General features: G+C 70.9%; 22 protein-coding genes and 1 riboswitch. Of the genes, 11 read left to right on the plus strand and 11 right to left on the minus strand.

Annotation, left to right across the window (positions count from 1 at the left end):
• Nucleotides 1–11: 11 nt before the first annotated feature.
• Nucleotides 12–581 carry a hypothetical protein gene (locus tag ACZ3I3_RS40535; RefSeq protein WP_306965910.1) on the plus strand — a complete coding sequence of 190 codons (570 nt, stop codon included), beginning with the start codon at nt 12–14 and terminating at the stop codon, nt 579–581.
• Between the two features lies 1 nt (nt 582).
• Here ACZ3I3_RS40535 and ACZ3I3_RS40540 read toward each other — a convergent pair whose 3' ends face one another.
• The 6 genes from ACZ3I3_RS40540 to thrC all read right to left on the minus strand — a co-directional run bounded on the left by ACZ3I3_RS40540 (nt 583) and on the right by thrC (nt 7,846).
• Nucleotides 583–2,139, minus strand: coding sequence for a carboxylesterase/lipase family protein (locus tag ACZ3I3_RS40540; RefSeq protein WP_467372856.1), 1,557 nt, complete (start codon nt 2,137–2,139; stop codon nt 583–585).
• Between the two features lie 100 nt (nt 2,140–2,239).
• Nucleotides 2,240–3,370 (minus strand): NADH:flavin oxidoreductase, encoded by a 1,131-nt coding sequence (locus tag ACZ3I3_RS40545; RefSeq protein WP_467372857.1) that lies wholly within the window; start codon nt 3,368–3,370, stop codon nt 2,240–2,242.
• 180 nt (nt 3,371–3,550) lie between these two features.
• Nucleotides 3,551–5,173, minus strand: a complete 1,623-nt coding sequence (gene groL, locus ACZ3I3_RS40550) for a chaperonin GroEL (protein ID WP_359193202.1) — start codon at nt 5,171–5,173, stop codon at nt 3,551–3,553.
• Nucleotides 5,174–5,503: 330 nt separating this feature from the next.
• Nucleotides 5,504–5,707 carry a cold-shock protein gene (locus ACZ3I3_RS40555; protein WP_010035953.1) on the minus strand — a complete coding sequence of 68 codons (204 nt, stop codon included), beginning with the start codon at nt 5,705–5,707 and terminating at the stop codon, nt 5,504–5,506.
• A gap of 447 nt (nt 5,708–6,154) precedes the next feature.
• Nucleotides 6,155–6,430, minus strand: coding sequence for a ubiquitin-like small modifier protein 1 (locus tag ACZ3I3_RS40560; RefSeq protein ID WP_010035955.1), 276 nt, complete (start codon nt 6,428–6,430; stop codon nt 6,155–6,157).
• A gap of 129 nt (nt 6,431–6,559) precedes the next feature.
• A complete protein-coding gene (gene thrC / locus ACZ3I3_RS40565) occupies nt 6,560–7,846 on the minus strand; it encodes a threonine synthase (RefSeq protein ID WP_467372858.1) in 1,287 nt (428 codons plus the stop codon).
• Between the two features lie 15 nt (nt 7,847–7,861).
• A riboswitch (SAM riboswitch) is annotated at nt 7,862–8,017 on the minus strand.
• A gap of 180 nt (nt 8,018–8,197) precedes the next feature.
• On the opposite strand from thrC, the gene ACZ3I3_RS40570 reads away from it, so the two are divergent.
• From ACZ3I3_RS40570 to otsB, 3 genes are all read left to right on the plus strand, one after another.
• Nucleotides 8,198–9,142 carry a glucosyl-3-phosphoglycerate synthase gene (locus ACZ3I3_RS40570; protein WP_467372879.1) on the plus strand — a complete coding sequence of 315 codons (945 nt, stop codon included), beginning with the start codon at nt 8,198–8,200 and terminating at the stop codon, nt 9,140–9,142.
• Between the two features lie 73 nt (nt 9,143–9,215).
• On the plus strand, nt 9,216–10,604 hold the full coding sequence (locus tag ACZ3I3_RS40575; protein WP_467372860.1) for an alpha,alpha-trehalose-phosphate synthase (UDP-forming): 1,389 nt from the start codon (nt 9,216–9,218) through the stop codon (nt 10,602–10,604).
• A gap of 7 nt (nt 10,605–10,611) precedes the next feature.
• Nucleotides 10,612–11,466, plus strand: coding sequence for a trehalose-phosphatase (otsB, locus tag ACZ3I3_RS40580; RefSeq protein WP_467372861.1), 855 nt, complete (start codon nt 10,612–10,614; stop codon nt 11,464–11,466).
• A gap of 35 nt (nt 11,467–11,501) precedes the next feature.
• Here otsB and ACZ3I3_RS40585 read toward each other — a convergent pair whose 3' ends face one another.
• Both ACZ3I3_RS40585 and ACZ3I3_RS40590 read right to left on the minus strand, forming a co-directional pair.
• Nucleotides 11,502–11,747 (minus strand): DUF3263 domain-containing protein, encoded by a 246-nt coding sequence (locus ACZ3I3_RS40585; RefSeq protein ID WP_150481622.1) that lies wholly within the window; start codon nt 11,745–11,747, stop codon nt 11,502–11,504.
• Nucleotides 11,748–11,782: 35 nt separating this feature from the next.
• Nucleotides 11,783–13,036 (minus strand): ABC transporter substrate-binding protein, encoded by a 1,254-nt coding sequence (locus ACZ3I3_RS40590; protein ID WP_467372862.1) that lies wholly within the window; start codon nt 13,034–13,036, stop codon nt 11,783–11,785.
• A 132-nt stretch (nt 13,037–13,168) separates the two neighbouring features.
• Between ACZ3I3_RS40590 and ACZ3I3_RS40595 the strand changes: the two genes are divergently transcribed.
• The 3 genes from ACZ3I3_RS40595 (at nt 13,169) to ACZ3I3_RS40605 (ending at nt 16,374) form a co-directional block, all read left to right on the plus strand.
• Nucleotides 13,169–14,110, plus strand: a complete 942-nt coding sequence (locus tag ACZ3I3_RS40595) for an ROK family protein (RefSeq protein ID WP_467372863.1) — start codon at nt 13,169–13,171, stop codon at nt 14,108–14,110.
• On the plus strand, nt 14,110–15,321 hold the full coding sequence (gene nagA / locus ACZ3I3_RS40600; protein ID WP_467372864.1) for an N-acetylglucosamine-6-phosphate deacetylase: 1,212 nt from the start codon (nt 14,110–14,112) through the stop codon (nt 15,319–15,321). Before ACZ3I3_RS40595 ends, nagA begins: the two co-directional genes overlap by 1 nt.
• Nucleotides 15,322–15,444: 123 nt before the next feature.
• Entirely contained in the window at nt 15,445–16,374 is a 930-nt protein-coding gene (locus ACZ3I3_RS40605) for a 1-phosphofructokinase family hexose kinase (RefSeq protein WP_467372866.1), read from the plus strand.
• A 3-nt stretch (nt 16,375–16,377) separates the two neighbouring features.
• Here the strand turns inward: ACZ3I3_RS40605 and ACZ3I3_RS40610 are convergent, their stop codons facing one another.
• A complete protein-coding gene (locus ACZ3I3_RS40610; RefSeq protein WP_467372868.1) occupies nt 16,378–17,331 on the minus strand; it encodes a CBM35 domain-containing protein in 954 nt (317 codons plus the stop codon).
• A 118-nt stretch (nt 17,332–17,449) separates the two neighbouring features.
• On the minus strand, nt 17,450–19,111 hold the full coding sequence (gene cdgB, locus ACZ3I3_RS40615; protein WP_467372870.1) for a diguanylate cyclase CdgB: 1,662 nt from the start codon (nt 19,109–19,111) through the stop codon (nt 17,450–17,452).
• Nucleotides 19,112–19,493: 382 nt separating this feature from the next.
• Between cdgB and ACZ3I3_RS40620 the strand changes: the two genes are divergently transcribed.
• Nucleotides 19,494–20,078, plus strand: coding sequence for a flavin reductase family protein (locus ACZ3I3_RS40620; RefSeq protein WP_467372871.1), 585 nt, complete (start codon nt 19,494–19,496; stop codon nt 20,076–20,078).
• Nucleotides 20,079–20,127: 49 nt separating this feature from the next.
• Nucleotides 20,128–20,595, plus strand: coding sequence for a GNAT family N-acetyltransferase (locus tag ACZ3I3_RS40625; protein ID WP_467372872.1), 468 nt, complete (start codon nt 20,128–20,130; stop codon nt 20,593–20,595).
• 10 nt (nt 20,596–20,605) lie between these two features.
• Here ACZ3I3_RS40625 and arfB read toward each other — a convergent pair whose 3' ends face one another.
• Nucleotides 20,606–21,043 carry an alternative ribosome rescue aminoacyl-tRNA hydrolase ArfB gene (arfB, locus tag ACZ3I3_RS40630; RefSeq protein WP_467372874.1) on the minus strand — a complete coding sequence of 146 codons (438 nt, stop codon included), beginning with the start codon at nt 21,041–21,043 and terminating at the stop codon, nt 20,606–20,608.
• A 146-nt stretch (nt 21,044–21,189) separates the two neighbouring features.
• Here arfB and ACZ3I3_RS40635 point away from each other — a divergent pair, with 146 nt between their 5' ends.
• A complete protein-coding gene (locus ACZ3I3_RS40635; protein WP_037709701.1) occupies nt 21,190–21,765 on the plus strand; it encodes a TerD family protein in 576 nt (191 codons plus the stop codon).
• Nucleotides 21,766–21,962: 197 nt separating this feature from the next.
• On the plus strand, nt 21,963–22,487 hold the full coding sequence (locus ACZ3I3_RS40640; protein ID WP_467372876.1) for a GNAT family N-acetyltransferase: 525 nt from the start codon (nt 21,963–21,965) through the stop codon (nt 22,485–22,487).
• Nucleotides 22,488–22,578: the final 91 nt, after the last annotated feature.

Here is a 22,578-nt window from a genome sequence, read left to right on the forward strand (position 1 = left end):
ACAATGGGCACATGAACCACGCCCAGCTGACCGCACTCGGCCGTGCCCTCCGCCTCCTCGGCGAGCACGGGGAAGTCCTCACCTCCGACACCCCGGACGCCAAGCTGCACGAGGTCAAGGCGGATCTGAAGCGGGCCCTGGACCTGCTGGAGGAGAGCGTCTCGAACGCCGCGCCCAGCACACGCTGCCCCGAGCATCCGAACGGCCCGGTCGACGAGGCCGCACCCGACCTGTGCCTGCTCTGCGAGACCCGGCGCCGGGCCGCCCGCCGCGCGGAGTTCAACGGCCCCGCCCCGCAGCACCGGCCCACCGAGCCGGTCCAGTCACGCTACGGCGTCAGCGGTGACCGCCCCCAGCCCCAGCAGCGCTGGCTGCCGGAGCTGTGGAACGGCCAGACCTGGCAGCTGTGCGGCACCCCGCGCCGGGACCGCCGCGAGGCCGAGCTGTACATCGCCGCCCAGCGCAAGGCTCCCCGGGCCGCCATGGCGTACCGGCTCGTGCACGAGTTCACCGACTACGAGGTGCTGCGCGTGTGGGGGACGCCGGTCAGGGTCGACATCGAGCCCATGGGCAACCTCTAGCTCACAGGAGGGGCAGGGCCGAGAAGTCGTAGCCCTCCCACAGGCGCCGCGAGGCCTCCTCCGGGTACCCCCGCACCGTCGGCTCCGCGTCCAGCACCTGCACCAGCCGCTCCGTCTCCTCGTACGCCGGCCAGCCCGGGTCCCCCGTCCTCGCGAACGCCGTCCAGGACGACCGGAAGCGGGACGACAGCGCCTCGGCCTCGGCGGACGGCTCCGTGCCCCCGAACAGCAGCAGCCCGAGGTCCGCCCCGAACGTGCCGAAGAGCAGGGGGATGTCCAGGCCGTGACAGGCGCCCAGCGCGCCGCCGCTGCCCGGGGCCGGCCAGGTCAGTTCGTAGACGTGCGCGCGTCCGCCGCCCGCGCGCTGCGCCTCGGCCAGGTGCAGGGAGGGCATGTTGAACAGCCAGTCCGTCTGGACGCGTTCGTAGAGCTCGCTGGGACCGGCGTCGGGGAAGGCCGTGCGGTAGGCCTGCTCGCCGTCGGGGCCGGGGGCGAAGAGGCGGAGGGCCGCGGTCGCACGCTCCTCGGATATCTGGCCCAGCCGGCCCGCCATGGCGACGAATAGGCGGTACTCGTCGCGGTTGTGGCCGACGAGCAGGTCGACGTCCTTCGCCGCGCCGGCCGCCAGCGCCTGCCAGGGCATGGTCGGCAGGACCTCGCCGTCGACGACCGGCGAGAAGGGTGTGACTGTCGGCGCCGCCTGACCCCAGCGGTCGATGTACTGGGGCATCTTGCCGCTCAACGACTCACCCGCGGCGGTCAGTTCGCGCGGGGCGATGGCAGCCAGGTCGGCGACCGTGGGCCGCAGCCCCACCTCGGCGGCGAGAGCGGCGCCGATGTCACGGGCCAGCGCGTCCGAGAAGAACGTCCCCGGCACGCTCTGCGCGATCGCCCGGCGGAACAGGCCCGCCGCCCCCGGCATGACCAGCAGCGAGGCGACCGAGCCGGCGCCCGCCGACTCGCCGAAGATCGTGACCTGCCCGGGGTCGCCGCCGAACGCCTCGATGTTGTCCCGCACCCACTCCAGCGCGGCCACCTGGTCGAGCAGACCGCGGTTGGCGGGAGCGCCCTCGATGAACGCGAAACCCTCCATGCCCACGCGGTAGTTGAGCGACACGACCACCACGTCGCCGTCGGCCGCGATGCGCCGGGCGTCGTATCCGGGGCTGCCGGCGTGGCCGAGCTTGTAGGCGCCGCCGTACAGCCACACCATCACCGGGCGGCGGGCGCCCGGGTCGGGTTCGGGGGTCCAGACGTTGACCGTGAGCCACTCGTCGCCCTCGGGCACGTCGAGCAGGCCCGGGCCGCCGAGGTTGCCGAGGTCCTGCGGGGGCGGCGGGCCGAAGGCGTACGCGTCCCGTACGCCGTCCCAGGCGTGGGCGGGGCGCGGTGCCAGGAACCGGGCCTCGCCCACAGGGGGTGCGGCGAAGGGGATGCCGCGGTAGACGGCGAGGCCCTCCTCCGTGCGGCCGCGTACCGCACCGGCGGTGGTGCGCACCACCGGTGCGGGCTGCCCGGCCGAGGCGCCGGTCGGGGGGTGGGACTCGGTCGTCGTCATCTCTGGATCTCCTCACGGGGTGCCGGTGAACAGGCGCTCCGCCAGTGTCCTTGACTGACGCAAGCGAATCCAGGGCACCCCGTGTGCGGACCCAGTGGGATCAGCTGAGCGTCTTCAGCGCCGCCGGGTCGTACGGCGCCAGCTCGTCGAAGCGGCCGGACAGGACCTTCTGCGCCCACTGCGGGTCCTGGAGCAGGGCGCGGCCGACGGCGACCATGTCGAACTCGTCGCGCTCGAAGCGGTCCAGGAGGTTGTCGAGGTCGCCGACCTCGGCGCCCTCGCCCTGGAAGGACTTGAGGAAGTCGACGCCGCTCAGGCCGACCGAGCCGACGGTGATGGCGGGCTTGCCGGTGAGCTTCTTGGTCCAGCCGGCCAGGTTGAGGTCGGAGTCATCGAACTCGGGCAGCCAGTAGCGGCGGGTGGAGGCGTGGAAGGCGTCCACCCCGGCCGCGGCGAGCGGGGTCAGGATGGCCTCCAGCTCCTCGGGCGTCTCGGCGAGGCGGGCGTCGTAGGCTTCCTGCTTCCACTGCGAGTAGCGGAAGATGACGGGGAAGTCGGCCGAGACGGTCTCGCGGACGGCCGCGACGATCTCCGCCGAGAACCTGGCACGGGCGACCGGGTCGCCGCCGTAGGCGTCGGTGCGGCGGTTGGTGCCCTCCCACAGGAACTGGTCGAGCAGGTAGCCGTGGGCGCCGTGGAGCTCCACGCCGTCGAAGCCGATGCGCTCGGCGGCGGCCGCGGCTTCGGCGAACGCGCCGATGACGGCGTCGACGTCGGCCTGGGTCATGGCCTTGCCGGTGGGCTCGTCGGCGCCGATGCGAAGGCCGGAGGGGCCGACGGCCGGGGCGTCCGCGGCCGGCGGCTCGCCCTGGCTGCGGACCATGCCGATGTGCCACAGCTGCGGCACGATGGTGCCGCCCGCGGCGTGCACCGCCTCGGCGACCTTCGCCCAGCCCGCGAGCTGCTCCTCGCCGTGAAACCGCGGCACACGGTCGCTCTGCCCGGCCGACTCGTGGCCGACGTAGGTGCCCTCGGTGACGATCAGACCGACTCCGGCGGCGGCACGGCGGGAGTAGTACGAGACGACGTCGTCGCCGGGGACACCGCCCGGGGAGAACATACGGGTCATCGGCGCCATCGCGATCCGGTTCGGGACGGTCAGACCGCCCAGCGATACGGGCCGGGACAGGATTTCGGCGGCGCGGGAGACGGCGGAGGCATCGACGGTCACGTGGGGGCTCACTTTCGGATACCGGACAGTATGTGCATACGCATAAGACGTACGGTCCAACCATCCGGACCCGCCCCCTCCATCCCGTCCGCACTGTGATCCGGGACACGCCCGAGGGCGGCACCCCCTGTCGGAACAGGAAGTGCCGCCCTCGGCAAGGACGTTGATCGACCAGGTCGATCAGAAGTCCATGTCACCGCCCGGCATGCCGCCGCCGGCGGGCGCGGCGTTCTTCTCCGGCTTGTCGGCGATGACGGCCTCGGTGGTGAGGAACAGCGCGGCGATGGAGGCGGCGTTCTGCAGCGCGGAACGGGTCACCTTCGCCGGGTCGATGATGCCCTCGGCGATCATGTCGACGTACTCACCGGTCGCGGCGTTCAGGCCGTGGCCGACCTGGAGGTTGCGGACCTTCTCCACGACGACGCCGCCCTCGAGACCACCGTTGACGGCGATCTGCTTCAGCGGGGCCTCCAGGGCGAGCTTCACGGCGTTGGCGCCGGTCGCCTCGTCACCCTCGAGCTCCAGCTTCTCGAAGACCTGGGAGGCCTGCAGCAGGGCCACGCCACCACCGGCGACGATGCCCTCCTCGACGGCCGCCTTGGCGTTGCGCACGGCGTCCTCGATGCGGTGCTTGCGCTCCTTGAGCTCCACCTCGGTGGCGGCACCGGCCTTGATGACCGCGACACCGCCGGCGAGCTTCGCCAGGCGCTCCTGCAGCTTCTCGCGGTCGTAGTCCGAGTCGCTGTTCTCGATCTCGGCGCGGATCTGGTTGACCCGGCCCTGGACCTGCTCGGCGGAGCCGGCACCGTCGACGATGGTGGTCTCGTCCTTGGTGATGACGACCTTGCGGGCCTTGCCCAGGAGGTCGATCGTGGCGTTCTCCAGCTTGAGGCCGACCTCCTCGGAGATCACCTCGCCGCCGGTGAGGATGCCGATGTCCTGCAGCATCGCCTTGCGGCGGTCGCCGAAGCCCGGGGCCTTGACGGCGACGGACTTGAAGGTGCCGCGGATCTTGTTGACGACCAGGGTCGACAGGGCCTCGCCCTCGACGTCCTCGGCGATGATCAGCAGCGGCTTGCCGGACTGCATGACCTTCTCGAGGAGCGGCAGCAGGTCCTTGACGTTGCTGATCTTCGAGTTGGCGATCAGGATGTACGGGTCGTCGAGGACGGCCTCCATACGCTCCATGTCGGTGGCGAAGTACGCCGAGATGTAGCCCTTGTCGAAGCGCATACCCTCGGTGAGCTCCAGCTCCAGACCGAAGGTCTGGGACTCCTCGACGGTGATGACGCCTTCCTTGCCGACCTTGTCCATGGCCTCGGCGATGAGCTCGCCGATCTGGGTGTCGGCGGCGGAGATGGAGGCCGTGGAGGCGATCTGCTCCTTGGTCTCGACGTCCTTCGCCTGCTCCAGCAGGGCGGCGGAGACGGCCTCGACGGCGCGCTCGATGCCACGCTTGAGGGCCATCGGGTTGGCACCGGCGGCTACGTTGCGCAGGCCTTCCTTGACCAGGGCCTGGGCGAGAACGGTCGCGGTGGTCGTACCGTCACCGGCGACGTCGTCCGTCTTCTTGGCGACTTCCTTGACCAGCTCGGCGCCGATCTTCTCGTACGGGTCCTCGAGTTCGATCTCCTTGGCGATGGACACACCATCGTTGGTGATCGTGGGGGCGCCCCACTTCTTCTCGAGGACGACGTTGCGGCCCTTGGGGCCGAGCGTCACCTTGACGGCGTCCGCGAGCTGGTTCATGCCGCGCTCGAGGCCGCGCCGCGCCTCCTCGTCGAACGCGATGATCTTGGCCATGTGAAGTGGTCCCTCCAGGACTGGGGGTGATTACTTCGGACCGCGCCCGCGCCCGCGACGGACGGCTCGCCGACCTCGTGGTTCCTTCCCACCCGGCCTGCGGGCCTCACCGACCCGGTCCTTACGTTGTCACTCTCACCTTCAGAGTGCTAACGCAATGATTAGCACTCGGGCATGGCGAGTGCAAGCGACTCCCACGGTTCGGGCGGGGCGCTCAGCCCCCGGCGAACAGGGCGCGCACGGCCTCCGAGCAGGCCGAAGGGCCCACACCCCGGGGGGTGCGGGCCCTTCAGAGAAGACCGGTCGCTTGCGCTTGGTCGTGGTGCGCGTTCAGGCAGAGACGCGAACCATGTCGGCCTGCGGTCCCTTCTGGCCCTGCGAGATCTCGAACTCGACCCGCTGGCCCTCCTCCAGGGTGCGGTAGCCGTCCATCTGGATCGCGCTGTAGTGGACGAAAACATCCGCACCACCGTCGACCGCGATGAAGCCGTACCCCTTCTCCGCGTTGAACCACTTGACGGTGCCCTGAGCCATGCCTAACTCCCCTATTACTGGCCCTTGCACAGATCCACACTTCGCGGACCCGGGTCAGACCTCACCCCCCACGGTTGGGGGCGTGCGCCGGAACGCGTCGACCGCGGCTGAATGTATCTGTCCAACTGCCGTCTGCAACAGGTCAATCGGACGAGAATTCTGGACGCGCAGGATCCGGAATGTGGGGAGAATTCGCCAGACTTCAGGGCAAGTCGGGCCACACAAAAGGAACAAAAGCCGCGAAAGACGCACACACTTTGGCTACATCTTGTCGGGCGCGCGGCAGGAATTAAGGGCTCCCGATCAGGAGATCGGCGCTGCGTTCCCCAACTGTACCGCGCTCAATCACACAGAATTGCCCCCTCCGCTTCTCTCACGGAGGGGGCAATTCGATGAACTCTCAGTGACTGCCGTTACCGAAGGTAATAATCAAGCCGGTCGACCGGTTCAGCCACCCGCGACGGCGGGAATGATCGACACCCCTGCACCGTCCGGCGTCGCCGTCTCCAGCCCCTGCTCGAACCGCACGTCGTCGTCGTTGACGTACACGTTGACGAACCGGCGCAGCTTGCCCTGGTCGTCCAGCACCCGGGCGGCGATCCCGGTGTGGTTCTTCTCCAGATCGGCGATGACCTCGCCGAGGGTCGCCCCCTCGGCGGCGACCTCGGCCTGCCCGCCGGTGTAGGTACGCAGGATGGTGGGGATGCGAACGGTGACGCTCATCGGGATGTGACCTCCGGTTTTGTTTTGCAGCTACGGCTGGGGCGCACCCTCAGGGGCGCGGGGCTGTGTCGACGTGCGGCTCCGCCGCGTGGGCGCGACCAGCCCCCACCGGCCCGCAGCGAACGACGGTCAGACGAGACCGGCTTCCCGGAACGAATCCAGGCTGGGACGAATGGTCGCAGTAAGCCCGGTCCCGGCCACCGCATCCAGCGTCTTCAGACCATCCCCCGTGTTCAGCACCACGGTCGTCTTCGACGGGTCGAGCACCCCGTTCTCGACCAGCTTCTTCGCCACACCCACGGTCACACCACCGGCGGTCTCCGCGAAGATGCCCTCGGTCCGGGCGAGGATCTTGATCGCCTCGACGACCTGCTCGTCGTTGACGTCCTCCACCGCACCGCCCGTACGCCGCGCGATGTCCAGCACGTACGGCCCGTCCGCCGGGTTGCCGATCGCCAGCGACTTGGCGATCGTGTCCGGCTTCTGGGGGCGTACGACGTCGTGGCCGGCCTTGTACGCCGTCGACACCGGGGAGCAGCCCTCGGCCTGCGCGCCGAAGATCTTGTACGGCTTGTCCTCGACCAGCCCGAGCTTGATCAGCTCCTGCAGGCCCTTGTCGATCTTCGTGAGCTGCGAGCCGGAGGCGATCGGCACCACGATCTGGTCCGGCAGCTGCCAGCCGAGCTGCTCGCAGATCTCGTACGCCAGGGTCTTGGAGCCCTCCGCGTAGTACGGCCGCAGGTTGACGTTGACGAAGCCCCAGCCCTCGCCGGCCGGGTCGCCGATCAGCTCGGAGCAGAAGCGGTTCACGTCGTCGTAGTTGCCCTGGATGCCGACGAGCTCGCCGCCGTAGACCGCGGCCATGACGACCTTGCCCTGCTCCAGGTCGTGCGGGATGAACACGCAGGAGCGGAAGCCGGCGCGGGCCGCCGCGGCGCCCACGGCGCCGGCGAGGTTGCCGGTGGAGGAGCAGGACAGCGTGGTGAAGCCGAAGGCGCGGGCGGCCTCCAGGGCCTGGGCGACGACCCGGTCCTTGAAGGAGTGCGTCGGGTTGCCGGAGTCGTCCTTGATGAAGAGCTTGCCCGCCTCGACGCCCAGCTCGCGCGCGAGGTTGTCGGCCTTGACGAGCTGGGTCCAGCCCGGGTTGATGTTCGGCTTGGTCGCCACGTCGGCCGGGACCGGCAGCAGCGGGGCGTAGCGCCAGATGTTCGCGGGTCCCGCTTCGATCCGCTTGCGGAGCTCTTCGGTGTCGTAGGCCGAGAAGTCGTAGGCGATCTCCAGCGGACCGAAACACTCCTCGCACGCGAAGACCGGGCCGAGGGGTACGCGGTGACCGCACTCGCGGCAGCTCAGGGCGGCGGCGGGGCCGAGGTCTACGGTGGAGTCGGTGGTGCTTGCAACAGTCTGCACAGCCATGTGAGGCGAGGCCCTTCCTCATCTTCCTCACGACGCATCTCGCCGTGAGACGGATTTGGCACCTTCCCGAGCCGGGAGCCTCGCGGAGCGGTCGACAGTGACCTACGAGTATCGGCTGGAGGGTTGCCGGGGCTTCATCGGGCCGTATCCCTCTGCCCCTCTGGATGAGCTGTATTCGGTTGTAAACAACGGTTGACCCCGGACATGCGATGGTCATCCGCGTTGTTCAAGACTGTAACCGACGACCAGGACAGTTGAGATAGTCGTCCGAACCGCGAGATGACTGTACCCATCAGCCGCTACCGCGGCGGGCAGTCCGTCCCGCCGAGAGTACGCAGAGGAGCCGCCACGGTGCTGGAAGAAGTCGAGCGCTGGCTGAGCACCCGTTCCTGGTCAGCGACCGATCGTCCGCTCCACCAGATTCTGGCCGCCAAGCAGCGCACGGGCCAGACGGTGAGTGTGGTGCTGCCCGCGCTCAACGAGGAGGAGACGGTCGGTGACATCGCCGCGATCATCCGTCACGACCTGATGCGGCAGGTCCCGCTCGTCGACGAGCTGGTCGTCGTCGACTCGGGGTCGACCGACCGCACGTCGGAGGTGGCCGCCGCCGCGGGCGCGACGGTGGTGCACCGCGACGAGATCATCCCGCGGATCCCCGCCGTGCCGGGCAAGGGCGAGGTGCTGTGGCGCTCCCTGCTCGTCACGCGCGGGGACATCGTCTGCTTCATCGACGCGGACCTGAAGGACTTCTCGTCCGACTTCGTCTCCGGGATCGTGGGCCCGCTGCTCACCGACCCGGACATCGACCTGGTGAAGGGCATGTACGACCGTCCCCTCGGAGGCACCGCCGGGCAGGGCGGCCGGGTCACGGAGCTGATGGCCCGCCCGCTGCTGAACATGCACTGGCCACAGCTGGCCGGGTTCGTGCAGCCGCTCGGCGGCGAGTACGCGGCCCGCCGCTCGCTGCTGGAGCAGCTGCCGTTCCCCGTCGGGTACGGCGTCGAGCTGGGCATGCTGGTCGACGCGCTGCACCTGGTGGGCCTGGACGCCCTCGCCCAGGTGGACGTCGGGGTGCGCAAGCACCGGCACCAGGACGGGCAGGCGCTGGGCCGGATGGCCGCCGCGATCTACCGCACGGCCCAGCTGCGGCTGGCCCGCGGGCATCTGATCCGGCCGTCCCTGACACAGTTCGAGCGGGGCGGCGACGGCTTCGAGCCGCGCACGTACTCCGTGGACACCGAGGAGCGTCCGCCGATGGTGGAGATCGCCGAGTACCAGGCGCGGAGAGCGGCCTGACCGGGGTCGTTTTCGGCCGGGTGGGGCGGGGCCGCACGTTTGAGCGTTTCCGGGCCGGGCTAGGTTGAGGCGTATGGCTTCGACGTACGGTGCTGCACAGGTGCTGGTGGCGTCCAACCGCGGTCCGGTCTCGTACGCGGTGGGCGATGACGGTTCGCTGAACGCCAAGCGGGGTGGCGGCGGGCTGGTCTCGGGGCTGTCCGCGATCGGCTCGGACGCGGACGCGCTGTGGGTGTGCTCGGCGCTGTCCGACGGCGACCGGGAGGCGGTCCGGCGGGGCGTCGGCGAGGACGGCGTGCGGATGCTGGACATCCCGGCCGACGTGCACGCGGACGCGTACAACGGCATCGCCAACTCGGTGCTGTGGTTCGTGCACCACATGATCTACCAGACGCCGCTGGAGCCGGTCTTCGACGCGGAGTTCCGGCGCCAGTGGGCGTCCTACGAGACGTACAACCGGGCGTTCGCCGAGGCGCTGGCCGAGGAGGCGGGGCAGGGCGCGGCGGTCGTGGTGCAGGACTACCACCTCACGCTGGTGCCGGGCATGCTCCGCGAGCTGCGCCCGGACCTGAGGATCGGCCACTTCTCGCACACGCCGTGGGCGCCGCCCGAGTACTTCCGGATGCTGCCGGACGACGTGGCCGGGCAGGTGCTGCGCGGCATGCTGGGCGCGGACCGGCTGGGCTTCCTCACGCAGCGCTGGGCGGACGCGTTCACCGCGTGCGCCGAGCAGTTCGCCGGCGGGCTCGGGGGCACGCGGATCGGCGTGCATGGGCTCGGGGCCGACGCGGACTTCCTGCGGAAGCGGTCGCACGAGCAGGACGTGGAGGAGCGGATGGCCGCGCTCCGGGAGGAGATCGGCGAGGGCCGCCGCACCATCGTCCGGGTCGACCGCACGGAGCTGTCGAAGAACATCGTGCGCGGCCTGCTGGCCTACCGCCGGCTGCTTCAGACCCACGCCGAGTGGCGCGAGCGCGTGGTGCACGTGGCCTTCGCCTATCCCTCGCGCCAGGACCTCGCGGTGTACCGGGAGTACACGGCCGAGGTGCGGCGGGTCTCGGAGGAGATCAACGCCGAGTTCGGGACGCCGGGGTGGACCCCGGTCGTCCTCAACCTCAAGGACGACTTCGCCCGCTCCCTGGCCGCGTACCGGCTGGCCGACGTGGCCCTCGTCAACCCCATCCGGGACGGCATGAACCTCGTCGCCAAGGAGGTCCCGGTCGTCTCCGACGAGGGCTGCGCCCTGGTGCTGTCGCGGGAGGCCGGGGCGTTCGAGGAGCTGGGCGAGGACGCGATCGTGGTGAACCCGTACGACGTGACGGGGACGGCGGCGGCCCTGCACGAGGCGCTGTCGATGCGCCCGGAGGAACGGGCCGAGCGCAGCAAGCGGCTGGCAGCGGCGGCGACCGCGCTGCCGCCGACGCAGTGGTTCCTGGACCAGCTCGACGCGTTGAGGGGCTGAGCGGCGGATGAGCAGCACCACGCCGGCGTCGCAGCCGCTGCCCCCTCCCACGACGAAGGCGGGCCAGGAGGGTCTGGACGCCCTCCTCGACCGCCCCGGCCGGGCGCTGATCGGCCTCGACTTCGACGGGACGCTCGCGCCGATCGTGGCCGACCCCGAGCAGGCCCGGGCCCACCCGGAGGCCGTCCCCGCGCTGGCCGCGCTCGCGCCGAAGGTGGCCGCCGTGGCGGTGATCACCGGGCGGCCCGCCGAGGTCGCGGTGCGCAACGGCGGCTTCGCGGACGTCCCTGGCCTGGAACACCTCGTCGTCCTCGGCCACTACGGCGCCGAACGCTGGGACGCCCGCACCGGCGAGCTCCGCGCCCCCGAGCCGTATCCGGGCGTCGCCGCCGTGCGCACCGAGCTGCCCGAGCTCCTCGACCGGTTCGGCGCGTCGCAGGGGACCTGGATCGAGGACAAGGGCCGGTCCGTGGCGGTGCACACCCGCCGGGCCGCCGACCCGCAGACCACGCTGGACTCCCTGCGCGATCCGCTCGCCGGCCTGGCCGGCCGCCACGGCCTGATCGTGGAGCCCGGCCGCATGGTCCTCGAACTCCGGCCGCCCGGCATGGACAAGGGCGCCGCCCTCACCGGGTTCGCCCGGGAGATCGGCGCCGGGTCCGTCCTCTTCGCCGGCGACGACCTGGGCGACCTGCCCGCCTACTCGGCCGTCGACACGCTCCGCTCGGACGGCACCCCGGGCCTGCTGGTGTGCAGCGGCAGCGACGAGGTGACCGAGCTGAGGGAACGGGCGGACGTGGTGGTGGACGGCCCGGAGGGTGTCGTACGCCTGCTGCGCGAACTGGCGGACCGGCTCGGCTGACGCGGCCTCATCGGGCGCTCGTGCTGAAAGGACCCCTAACGCTCGGCCCGGCGCGTCTCCCGGATCCGCCGCAGCCGGTTGACCGTCACCGGGTCGTGGGCCAGGGCCCGGGGGTCGTCCAGCAGGGCGTTGAGGAGCTGGTAGTAGCGCACCGGCGCGAGGCCCAGCTCCTCCCGTACGGCCCGTTCCTTCGCGCCGGGCCCGGAGAAACCACGGCGTTCGAGCGCCAGGATGTCCCGCTCCCTGCGCCCGAGCCGCTCGTCACCCGTGTCCTCGTCCATGCCAGGCACCGTAACGCCCGCCACCGACAGCGGGTCTACTCCGCGCTCTCCGCCCGGGTCGCCGCCGCCTGGAGGTGGCCCAGGACGCCCGAGGGGCTCCCGGTGGGCGCGACGGCCTTGCCGATCTGCTTCTTCACCTCGGCGCTGACGTCGGCCCAGGAGGTCTTGCCGACCGGGTAGAGCTCGGAGGCCACCAGTTCCTCCAGGAACGGCTTGAGGTGCCGGTCCCGGCCGGAGTCGGCCATGGCCTGGGACGCGGAGCTGGTGACCGGCAGCAGGTCGTACTCGCGGGAGAAGGCCAGCACGTTCTTCTCGCTGTAGACGAAGTCGAGGAAGTCGCCGACCTGGTCCTGGTGGCCGTTCTTCCGGAAGGCCGTCATCCAGTCGGCGACACCGAGGGTGGACTTGCTCGGCCCCTCCTTGCCGGGGGTCGGCACCATGCCGTACTCGACGCCGTGCTTTGCGGCGATCTTCATCAGGGACGGGTGGCCATTGAGCATGCCGACCTCGCCCTTGGCGAAGGCGGCGAACGCGGCGGCCCGGTTCAGCTCGCCGGGCGCGACCGGCCCGGTCAGCTCCTTGGCGACCAGTTCGTTCTTCAGCCAGGAGAAGGTGTCGATGTTCTCCGGGGAGTCGATGCCGTAGCTGTCGACGCTGTCGGTGTAGCCGCCCCCGCCGCTGAGCATCCACTGCAGGGTCTCGGCCTGCGCCTCCTCCGGGCCGAGGGGCAGCGCGTAGGGGTACTTCACGCCCTCGTCCTTGAGCGCCTCGGCGTCGTCGGCCAGGTCGTCCCAGGTCTTGGGCGGGGTGATGCCGGCCTTGGCGAAGAGGGTCTTGTTGTAGAAGAGCACGCGGGTGGAGGAGGCGAACGGCATGCCGTACTGCACGCCCTTGACCTGTCCCGCGGAGGCCAGTTGCCCGACGAAGTCGGCCTGCACGGGTATGGAGAGCAGGTCGTCGGCCTTGTAGAGCTGGTTCTGCGCGGCGTAGTCGGCGTACGCGCCGATCTGCGCCATGTCGGGCGGGTCACCGGCGGCGACCATCTCCCTGACCTTGCGGTCGACGTCGTTCCACGAGTAGACACTGACGTCGATCTTGACGCCGGGGTGGTCGGCCTCGTACTCCTCGACGAGCTTGTCCCAGTACTTCTTGGAGCTGTTGGCCGCACTGTCTCCGTAGTCGGCGGCGACCAGCTTCAGGGTCACGTCGGCCGAGCCGCCCGTCACGCCACAGCCGCCCAGGACCGCCGTCATGCCCAGTGCGGACACCACCGCGATCGTTCCTGCCATCCACCGCCGCTGCACCGCTGTTCTTCCCCAACCCTGGCGTGACCGCCGACGAAAGCTTTCGATAATCGGAACAAGGTCTACACCACGTGAGTGGACTAGACCTCTTGCGGGTCCCCGGGTCACACTGTCCACGTGAGACATGTCATCGCCCTCGACGTGGGCGGCACCGGGATGAAGGCCGCTCTGGCCGGTCCGCAGGGCGAGCTGCTGCACCGGGCCCGCCGCCCCACCGGCCGCGAGCACGGACCGGACGCCGTGGTCGCGGGCATCCTCGACTTCGCCGCCGAGCTGCGCGCGTACGGCGCCGAGCAGTTCGGCACGCCCGCGTCGGCCGCCGGCGTGGCCGTGCCCGGCATCGTCGACGAGGCGCGGGGCGTCGCCGCCTACGCCGCGAACCTGGGCTGGCGCGACGTCCCCCTGCGCGATCTGCTGGCGGAGCGGCTGGGCATCCCCGTCGCCCTAGGCCATGACGTGCGCACCGGCGGCCTCGCCGAGGGCCGCATCGGTGCGGGCCGGGGCGCGGACCGGTTCCTGTTCGTCGCGCTGGGCACCGGCATCGCGGGCGCCATCGGCGTCGATGGCCGGGTCGAGGCGGGCGCGCACGGCTTCGCGGGCGAGATCGGCCACATCGTCGTACGCCCCGGCGGGGCCCTGTGCCCCTGCGGCCAGCGCGGCTGCCTGGAGCGTTTCTCCTCGGCGGCGGCGGTGAGCGAGGCCTGGGCGACGGCCTCCGGCGCCCCGGACGCGGACGCGGCGGACTGCGCGAAGGCCGTCGAGTCGGGCGATGCGAGGGCCCGGGCGGTCTGGCGGGACGCCGTGGACGCTTTGGCCGACGGCCTGGTCACGGCCCTCACCTTGCTGGACCCACGGGTCCTGATCATCGGCGGTGGCCTCGCCGAGGCGGGAGAAACCCTGTTCACACCGCTACGGGAAGCCATCCGTCGCCGCATCACCTTCCAGAAACTGCCGACGCTCGTCCCCGCGGCTCTGGGTGACACGGCCGGATGCCTGGGCGCCGGGCTCCTGGCATGGGATCTCCTCGACCGAACCGACCGTATGGAGGTAACTCCCTGATGACCGATGCCCCAGGGGCGCGGGGAACTGCGCGACCAGCCCCCACATACCGGCACCCCACAACGGCCGGACAGCCCACGGTCCTCACCGGCGCGACCGTCGTCCTCCCCACTGGAACCATCGAAAACGGCCGGGTGACCATCGACGGCACCCGCATCGCCACCACAGCACCGGAGAACGCCCAGGTCATCGACGTAACGGGACACTACGTAGTCCCCGGCTTCATCGACATCCACAACCACGGCGGCGGCGGAGCCTCCTTCACCTCCGGGTCGGTCGAGGACATCCTCAAGGGCATCCACACCCACCGCCTGCACGGCACGACCACCCTGGTCGCCTCGACCGTCACCGGCGACATGGACTTCCTCACCCAGCGCGCCGGCCTGCTGAGCGAACTGGCCGAGCAGGGCGAGATCGCCGGCATCCACTTCGAGGGCCCGTTCATCTCTCCCTGCCGCAAGGGCGCGCACTCCGAGGCACTGCTGCGCGACCCGGACCCGGCGGAGGTCCGCAAGCTGATCGACGCGGCCCGGGGCAGGGCGACGATGGTCACGCTGGCCACCGAGCTGCCCGGCGGCACCGACTCCGTACGCCTCCTGGCCGAACACGGCGTGATCGCGGCGATCGGCCACACCGACGCGACGTACGAGCAGACGGTCGAGGCCATCGACGCGGGCGCGACGGTCGCCACCCACCTGTTCAACGCGATGCCGCCGCTCGGCCACCGCTCCCCCGGCCCGATCGCCGCGCTCCTGGAGGACGACCGGATCACCATCGAGCTGATCGACGACGGCACGCATCTGCACCCGGCCGCACTCCAGCTGGCGTTCCACCGCGCGGGCGCGGACCGGGTGGCGTTCATCACGGACGCGATGGACGCGGCCGGTTTCGGCGACGGGCGGTACTGGCTGGGCCCGCTGGAAGTGGAGGTCGCGGACGGCGTGGCCCGCCTGCTGACGGACGGCACGATCGCCGGCTCGACCCTCACCCTGGACCGCGCCTTCAAGCGGGCGGTCACCGTCGACGGCCTGTCCGTCGAGGACGCGGTGACGGCCCTCTCGGCCACCCCGGCCCGCCTCCTCGGCATGGACGACCGGATCGGCTCCCTGGAGCCCGGCAAGGACGCGGATCTGGTGCTCCTGGACGCGGACTACGAGCTCAGGGGCGTGATGCGCCGCGGCGAATGGGTGGTCGGTCCCCAACTGCGCTGATCCGTCCCGCGGTAGGGAGACGGTGGCCGACTCCAGGACTGGGCCGACCGCCGTCTCTTTGGCATGATCGGACTACCTGAACGTTCACGGCGGCAAGCGCATTCTCGGGGGAGGTCGGCCCAGGTGATCCTCACGGTCACGCTGAACACCGCTCTCGACATCACCTACCGCGTCCGGTCCCTCCGGCCGCACGCCTCCCACCGCGTCTCCGAGGTGACGGAACGCCCCGGCGGCAAGGGCGTCAACGTGGCCCGGGTGCTCGCCGCGCTCGGGCACGAGGTGACGGTGACCGGCTTCACGGGCGGGGCGACGGGACGGGTCGTGCAGGAGCTGCTCGCGGCGGTGCCGGGCGTGGTGGACGCGCTGGTCCCGGTCTCGGGCGCGACCCGCCGCACGATCGCCGTGGTCGACGAGCAGACCGGCGACACGACGCAGCTCAACGAACCGGGCCCGATGGTGACGCCCGCCGAATGGTCGGCCTTCCAGGAGGCCTACGAGGACCTGCTGCCGTCCGCCTCGGCGGTGGCCCTGTGCGGCAGCCTGCCCCCGGGCGTGCCGGTCGGTGCGTATGCCGGCCTGGTCCGTACGGCCCGTGCCGCCGGTGTCCCGGTCCTCCTGGACACGAGCGGCGAAGCCCTGCGCCGGGGCGTCGCGGCCCGCCCGGACATCATCAAACCGAACGCCGACGAACTGGCGGAACTCACCGGCTCCCACGAGCCCCTGCGCGCCACGCAGGACGCCCGCCGCCGGGGCGCGGCCGCGGTCGTGGCGTCCCTGGGCCCGGAAGGCCTCCTCGCCGCCACCCGGGACGGCCGCTGGCGAGCCACCCCACCGGCCTCCGTCCGAGGCAACCCGACAGGCGCGGGCGACTCGGCGGTCGCGGGCCTGCTGTCGGGCCTGGTCGAACACCTGTCCTGGCCGGATCGCCTGATCCGGGCGACAGCCCTCTCCACAGCGACGGTCCTGGCCCCCGTCGCGGGCGCGTTCGACCGGGCGACGTACGAGGAGCTGCTGGAGCGGGTGACGGTGACCGGCGAGGCGTCGGCGGCCTGAAGGTCAGCTCTTGACCCAGCCCTTGACCAGCCACATCCGGTCGAGGAGAGCGTCACACTGGTTGCCCTGCTCGCAGGAAACCTTGATCGTGTTGGTGCCCTTGTTGAGCTGCATGTAGTTGTAGGTCTTCGTCCAGCCCTTCTCGAAATCGCCCTCGGGGCCGCCCGCCCAGTTCTTCAGGCCGACCGGTCGGTCGGAAGGCGTGCCGTTGACCGTGAGAGTGGCGTTCTGGTCCTTGCCGGGCACGCTGTAGCCGACGAACAGGCTGTACTTGCCCGCCTTCGGGATGCCGTTGACGGTCCAGGTCACCGAGGCACCGACCTGGTTGAACCCCGTGACGTAGACACCGCCGGCGGCCTTGGCCCCCTTGACGTCCGTGGCGGTCGTCATACCGGGCGAGAGCCTGAGGGTCTTGGCGTCGGCAGCCGGGAGATCCTCCTCGCTCGCCGCACCACTGCTGCTCGCCGAAGGGCTCGGCTTCGCGTTCTGGGACTGCGTCGGCGCCGTGCCCGCCTGGTCGTCGGGGTTGTCCTTGTCCTTCTCGCCGCCCAGCATGGCCACGCCGATACCGATGACGACCGCGGCGACCACCGCGATCGCGCCGATCAGCAGACCCTTGGTGTTCGGCCCGCGGCCACCACGGCCGCCGCCACCGCCGCCGGGCACCTGCTGCTGCGCGGTGGGCGCGCCGCCGGGCAGTGTCTCCGGTGCCGCGTAGTGCGCGTTCGGCCGGCCGGGAGCGCTCTGCTGCGGGACCTGGCCGTACGGTGCGGTCTGGCTCGCCTGCGGCTGCTGGCCGTACTGGCGTGTGCCGACCGCCCGCACCCGGTTGACCGAGTTCGGGTAGCCGTAGCCCCCGGACGGCGGCTGGGCCCCGTTGGCCTGCCCGTCGGCGTAGAGATAACCGAACGGGTCGTCGTCCTCGGGCGTGCTCGCGCCGTTGTTGCCGGGCGTCATCCCTTGGTCTCCTCAGTCAGGTGCGGTGCAATGCGGTACATGAAGCAGAGGGCGAGCCTACCCGCTCCCAGTGACCCAAACGGGTGACTCAGACCGCATCAACTCGCTGACCTGGGCCTCACCCGGCGCGTCTGTGTTGTTTGGGACGAGATCGTTTCTCGACGTACATCCGCTCGTCAGCGGATTTCAACACTTCGTCCGCCGTCATTCCACAGTGTGCCCATCCGATGCCGAAGCTGGCGCCGACCCGGACGGCCCGGCCCTCGGCGCGGATGGGCTGGATGATCTCGTTGCGCAGGCGGACCGCGAGGTCCTGCGCGTCGGCGCGGCCGAGCCCGTCGGCGAGGATGACGAATTCGTCACCCCCGAGCCGGGCGACGGTGTCGCCGTCGCGGACGCCGTTGCTCAGCCGGCGGGCGACCTCGATGAGAACCGCGTCACCCGCGTTGTGCCCGAACCGGTCGTTGATCGACTTGAAGCCGTCGAGGTCGCAGAAGAGGACGGCGAGGCCCTTGGTGCCGTCGTCGTGGTCGCCGTCCGGGGCGACGGTGTGCACATGGTGGTCGTAGGCGTCGAACGGCTCGGTGCTCGGACCGGCGTCGAAGGCGTGGCCGATCGCGTCGAAGGCGGGGTGGCCGAAGGCCGCGTCGTGGGACTCGACGATGCCGGGGTGCGTGGGCGCTGCGCGCTGGCACAGCCGGGCGGAGAGGCGGGAGCGCAGCTCGGCGGAGTTCGGCAGGCCCGTGAGCGAGTCGTGGGAGGCGCGGTGGGCGAGCTGGAGCTCGCGGCGCTTGCGCTCCTCGATGTCCTCGACGTGGGTGAGGAGGAAGCGCGGGCCGTCGGCGGCGTCCGCGACCACGCTGTTGCGCAGGCTGACCCAGACGTAGGTGCCGTCCCGGCGGCCGAGGCGGAGCTCGGCGCGGCCGCCCTCGGCGGAGGTGCGCAGGAGCGTGCCTATGTCCTCGGGGTGGACCAGGTCGGAGAACGAGTAGCGGCGCATCGCGGAGGCGGGGCGGCCGAGCAGCCGGCACAGGGCGTCGTTGGTGCGCAGGATCCGGCCGTGCTGGTCGCCGCCCATCTCGGCGATGGCCATGCCGGACGGGGCGTACTCGAAGGCCTGCCTGAAGCTTTCCTCACTGGCCCGCAGCGCCTGCTGCTCACGCTCCAGCCGGACGAGCGCCCGCTGCATGTTGGCGCGCAGCCGGGCGTTGCTGATCGCGATGGCGGCCTGGAAGGCGTACATCTGGAGCGCCTCGCGGCCCCAGGCGCCGGGGCGGCGGCCGTTGCGCGGCCGGTCCACGGACAGCACGCCGATCAGCTCGCCGCAGGCCGCGTTGCCCTGCGGGCCGGGTGCGTACATCGGGGCGAAGAGCCGGTCGGCCGGGTGCCACTCGTCGTCGAAGCGGGGGGCGGGGCCGTCGGTGTACCACTGCGGGACGTCGTCGTCGTCGAGGACCCAGCCCTCGGTGTGCGGTATGAACACCAGGTCGCCCCAGTGCTCGCCCATGCCGAGGCGGCGTTCCCAGGACTCGCGTGAGCCGACGCGGCCGGTGATGAGGGCCTCGGCGGCCGGGTTCCCGGCGAAGGCGGCGACGACGAGGTCGCCGTCGGGCCGTACGAGGTTCACGCACGCCAGCTCGTACCCGAGGGCGGCGACGACGCCCTCCGCGACGGTCTGCAGTGTGTCCGCCAGGCTGCGGGCCGTGTTCATGTCGGCCATGACCTGGTGCAGTTGCCGCAGGGAGGCAAGGCGGACGTAGGGCTCCGACTCGGTCTCCATGCTCGCCCTCCCCCCGAGACCTCGCAGCGAATCAAGGGTTCTCATCGGCGTATCGTCCTGGCAGCTTCCCAGCCACTGAATCACAGCGCGCTGCTCACTCGGTACACAGGGTCAACAATTCATGCCCCTTGTGACTCAAGTCACAGGCAAACCTGAACAATTGAGTGGAGTTTCTGCGTTCTTCACGTGCGGCTACCGAACGCAAACTTTGTCGGGTGCGCACATATATTTCCCCCTGACCACCGAAAGCCCTTCGGCGGTCCGCGTGGACTCCGCCTGAGGTCCCGTGAGGAGCCCGTCGGAAGCCTGTCAGGAGTCCTAGGACCGTGATCGGGCGGGAGCCCGATGCGGGGCGCCGGAGCCGGAGATTAGCGTTTCGGGTGTGCCGAACACTCCCGCTGTCACGCCCGCGATCATTCCGCCGCCCGCCTCCGGGCATGCTGAGGGGGTGAGCAACGACGAGTTCCGCGCCGCCATGTCCCGGCTGGCCTCGGGCGTGGTCCTGGTGACCGCGCAGGAGCCGCCGCTCGACCCGGACGACCCCTCGGCGCCGGGCAGCGAGGACGCGGGTATGACGGCCACGGCCTTCATGTCGGTGTCCCTGGACCCGCCCCTGGTGCTGGTGAGCCTGCGCGAGGGCTCCCGCATGGACGAGCTGCTCGACGAGCAGCCCCTGTGGGCGGTCTCGGTCCTCTCCGAGAGCCAGCGGCACATCGCGGGCCGCTTCGCCATGAAGGGCCGCGTCAGCGACCGTCTGCTCTTCGCGGACATCCCGTACACGCGCGGCGAGTACACCGACGCGCCTCTGGTCGGCGGCGCCCTGGCCGTCCTGGAGTGCCGCACCGAGCAGCGGGTCCGGGCCGGCGACCACACCCTCGTCATCGGCCGTGTCCTGACGGCCCGCGTGCCGAGCGCCGAGGGCGGGCCGCTGACGTACTTCCGGGGGCGGTACCGGCACCTGGGGTGACGTGAAAACCCGGTGGTCCGGGGTGATCGGCGCGCCTAGGGGTGCGCGCATGACAAAGACGGGTCCACGCCTCGAAGAGATCACCGCCGGGAACCTCGACTCCGCACTCGGCATCCGCGTCCGCCCCGACCAGGAACACGCGGTCTCCCCGGTCGTGAAGTCGCTCGCCGAGGCCTATGTGCATCCCGGGGTCGCCTGGCCCCGCCTGATCGTCGACGGCGACCGCCCGGTCGGCTTCCTCATGGCCTTCCTCGACATCGACTGGTACGAGGACGGCAGCGTGCTGCGCTCGGGCCTGTGGCGGCTGAACATCGCGGCCGGGGAGCAGGGCAGGGGCTACGGCCGCTTCGCCGTCGAGTCCGTCGCGGAGGAACTGCGCCGGCGCGGCACCAAGCGGTTCTACGTCACCTGGCATCCCGGCCCCGCCGGCCCGGAGGGTTTCTACCTGGGGCTCGGCTTCCAGACGAACGGGGAGACCAGCGGCGGCGAGACGGTAGGGGTACTCGAGCTGGCCTGAGGGAACGCGCCTAGCCCCAGTTCTGGCCGGTGCGGCCCCGTTTGGTCTCCGAGCGCTGCTTCTTCTCGCGCAGCCGCCGCTCGTTGATGCCCCGGGGGATCCGGGTCGGCTTGCGGGGCTTGGGCGGGGGTGCGGTCGCCTCGGCGAGGAGCGCGGCGAGGCGTACGGCGGCGGCCTCGCGGTTGCGCCACTGGGACCGGTGCTCGGAGGAGCGTACGGTGACGACTCCGTCGACCAGGCGCCCGGCCAGCCGCTCCAGGGCCCGCTGCTTCCACACCTCGGGCAGCGCCTCGGTCTTCGCCAGGTCGAAGCTGAGCTCGACCTTCGAGTCAGTGGTGTTGACGTGCTGCCCGCCCGGCCCCGACGACCGGGAGAAACGCCAGATGAGCTCGGCCTCGGGCAGGGAGACGGAGCCGCGGATGACGTGGGGACCAGGCATGCCCTCCATGTTCCCGCTCCTGACCGGTCCACGTCACCCGAATAATCGCGCGTAAAGAAAGTAAAGGACCTGGAACCTCGCGTACCCCTCTCCACGTTCATGGGGGTAGCTGTAGCTTCTTTGCCGTACGTAAACGAGGGAAGGGACTCCCAACAATGGCTGTAAGCCTGTCCAAGGGTGGCAACGTCTCGCTCACCAAGGAGGCTCCGGGCCTGACCGCTGTCACCGTGGGCCTCGGCTGGGACGTCCGCACCACCACCGGCACGGACTTCGACCTCGACGCGTCCGCGATCGCGGTCAACACGCAGGGCAAGGTCTACTCGGACGCCCACTTCGTGTTCTTCAACAACAAGCAGACCCCGGACAGCACGATCGTCCACACCGGCGACAACCGCACGGGTGAGGGCGCCGGCGACGACGAGGCGATCAACGTCAACCTGGCGGGCCTCCCGGCCGACATCGACAAGATCGTCTTCCCGGTGTCCATCTACGACGCCGAGAACCGCTCGCAGAACTTCGGCCAGGTGCGCAACGCCTACATCCGCATCGTCAACCAGGCCGGCGGCGCCGAGATCGCCCGCTACGACCTGTCGGAGGACGCGGCCACGGAGACGGCCATGGTCTTCGGCGAGCTGTACCGCAACGGCGCGGAGTGGAAGTTCCGCGCGGTCGGCCAGGGCTACGCCTCGGGTCTGGTCGGCATCGCCCAGGACTTCGGCGTGAACGTCTGACGGACGCCCTCACGCGGGCCAGAAGCCCCCGGCGCCGGTCCACCGGCCCGGGGGCTTCCCTGTCCCCGTCCCCGACCCCCGACCCCCGACCCCCGACCCGCGCCCGCGCCCGCGCCCGCGCCCGCGCCCGCGCCCGCGCCCGCGCCCGCGCCCGCGCCCGCGATACGTTCCCGAACCGCCCGCGATACGTTCCCGATGTGATCCTCGACCCGCTGCTCCCGCCACCCCCGGGCCACTCCCTCCCCGAACCCCTCCTCGCGGAGCTCACGGCCCTCTACGCCTCCAACCACGCGTTGCACACCCTCACCGGCGACTTCCCCGACCCGCACGACGTCCGCCCGGAGCAGGTGGCGCACGCCCTGTCGGAGGAATGGGCCCGGCCCGGCACCGACGTCCTGCTCGCCCGCAGCTTCGGCCTCCTGACCGGGATCGCGATCACCCTCGCCCACCACCCCGACCCCGCCGACCCGGACCCGTGGATCGGCCTCCTGCTGGTGGACGCGAGCCTGCACGGCCAGGGCCACGGCCGCCGCCTGGCCACCCTCGTGGAGGACCGCTTCCGCGCGGCGGACCGCAGCGCCGTACGCCTCGCCGTCCTCGACGACAACCCGAAGGCCCTGGCCTTCTGGACCGCCCTCGGCTACGAGGTCATCGACCATCGCGAGGACCGGGAGATGAAGCGCCCGTGTGCGGTGCTCCGCAAGGAACTCACCGCGTCCTAGGTGTATTGATCACGAGCGTTGTTGACACTGACCGGGCTTGATCATGGCGAAGACCTCCGGTGTGGTGGAGCTGTCTAGGACTGCACCGCAC

This window comes from Streptomyces sp. NPDC016851 (assembly GCF_055562795.1).

What these genes read in the sequence shown, in the direction of transcription:
- ACZ3I3_RS40535 (WP_306965910.1), top strand. Translation starts at nt 12, where the DNA reads ATGAACCACGCCCAGCTGACCGCACTCGGCCGTGCCCTCCGCCTCCTC.
- nagA (WP_467372864.1), top strand. Translation starts at nt 14,110, where the DNA reads ATGACCGATGCCCCAGGGGCGCGGGGAACTGCGCGACCAGCCCCCACA.
- ACZ3I3_RS40610 (WP_467372868.1), bottom strand. Translation starts at nt 17,331, where the DNA reads ATGACGCCCGGCAACAACGGCGCGAGCACGCCCGAGGACGACGACCCG.
- ACZ3I3_RS40635 (WP_037709701.1), top strand. Translation starts at nt 21,190, where the DNA reads ATGGCTGTAAGCCTGTCCAAGGGTGGCAACGTCTCGCTCACCAAGGAG.
- ACZ3I3_RS40575 (WP_467372860.1), top strand. Translation starts at nt 9,216, where the DNA reads ATGGCTTCGACGTACGGTGCTGCACAGGTGCTGGTGGCGTCCAACCGC.
- groL (WP_359193202.1), bottom strand. Translation starts at nt 5,173, where the DNA reads ATGGCCAAGATCATCGCGTTCGACGAGGAGGCGCGGCGCGGCCTCGAG.
- thrC (WP_467372858.1), bottom strand. Translation starts at nt 7,846, where the DNA reads ATGGCTGTGCAGACTGTTGCAAGCACCACCGACTCCACCGTAGACCTC.
- ACZ3I3_RS40625 (WP_467372872.1), top strand. Translation starts at nt 20,128, where the DNA reads ATGACAAAGACGGGTCCACGCCTCGAAGAGATCACCGCCGGGAACCTC.
- cdgB (WP_467372870.1), bottom strand. Translation starts at nt 19,111, where the DNA reads ATGGAGACCGAGTCGGAGCCCTACGTCCGCCTTGCCTCCCTGCGGCAA.
- ACZ3I3_RS40560 (WP_010035955.1), bottom strand. Translation starts at nt 6,430, where the DNA reads ATGAGCGTCACCGTTCGCATCCCCACCATCCTGCGTACCTACACCGGC.
- ACZ3I3_RS40585 (WP_150481622.1), bottom strand. Translation starts at nt 11,747, where the DNA reads ATGGACGAGGACACGGGTGACGAGCGGCTCGGGCGCAGGGAGCGGGAC.
- otsB (WP_467372861.1), top strand. Translation starts at nt 10,612, where the DNA reads ATGAGCAGCACCACGCCGGCGTCGCAGCCGCTGCCCCCTCCCACGACG.
- ACZ3I3_RS40540 (WP_467372856.1), bottom strand. Translation starts at nt 2,139, where the DNA reads ATGACGACGACCGAGTCCCACCCCCCGACCGGCGCCTCGGCCGGGCAG.
- arfB (WP_467372874.1), bottom strand. Translation starts at nt 21,043, where the DNA reads ATGGAGGGCATGCCTGGTCCCCACGTCATCCGCGGCTCCGTCTCCCTG.
- ACZ3I3_RS40590 (WP_467372862.1), bottom strand. Translation starts at nt 13,036, where the DNA reads ATGGCAGGAACGATCGCGGTGGTGTCCGCACTGGGCATGACGGCGGTC.
- ACZ3I3_RS40555 (WP_010035953.1), bottom strand. Translation starts at nt 5,707, where the DNA reads ATGGCTCAGGGCACCGTCAAGTGGTTCAACGCGGAGAAGGGGTACGGC.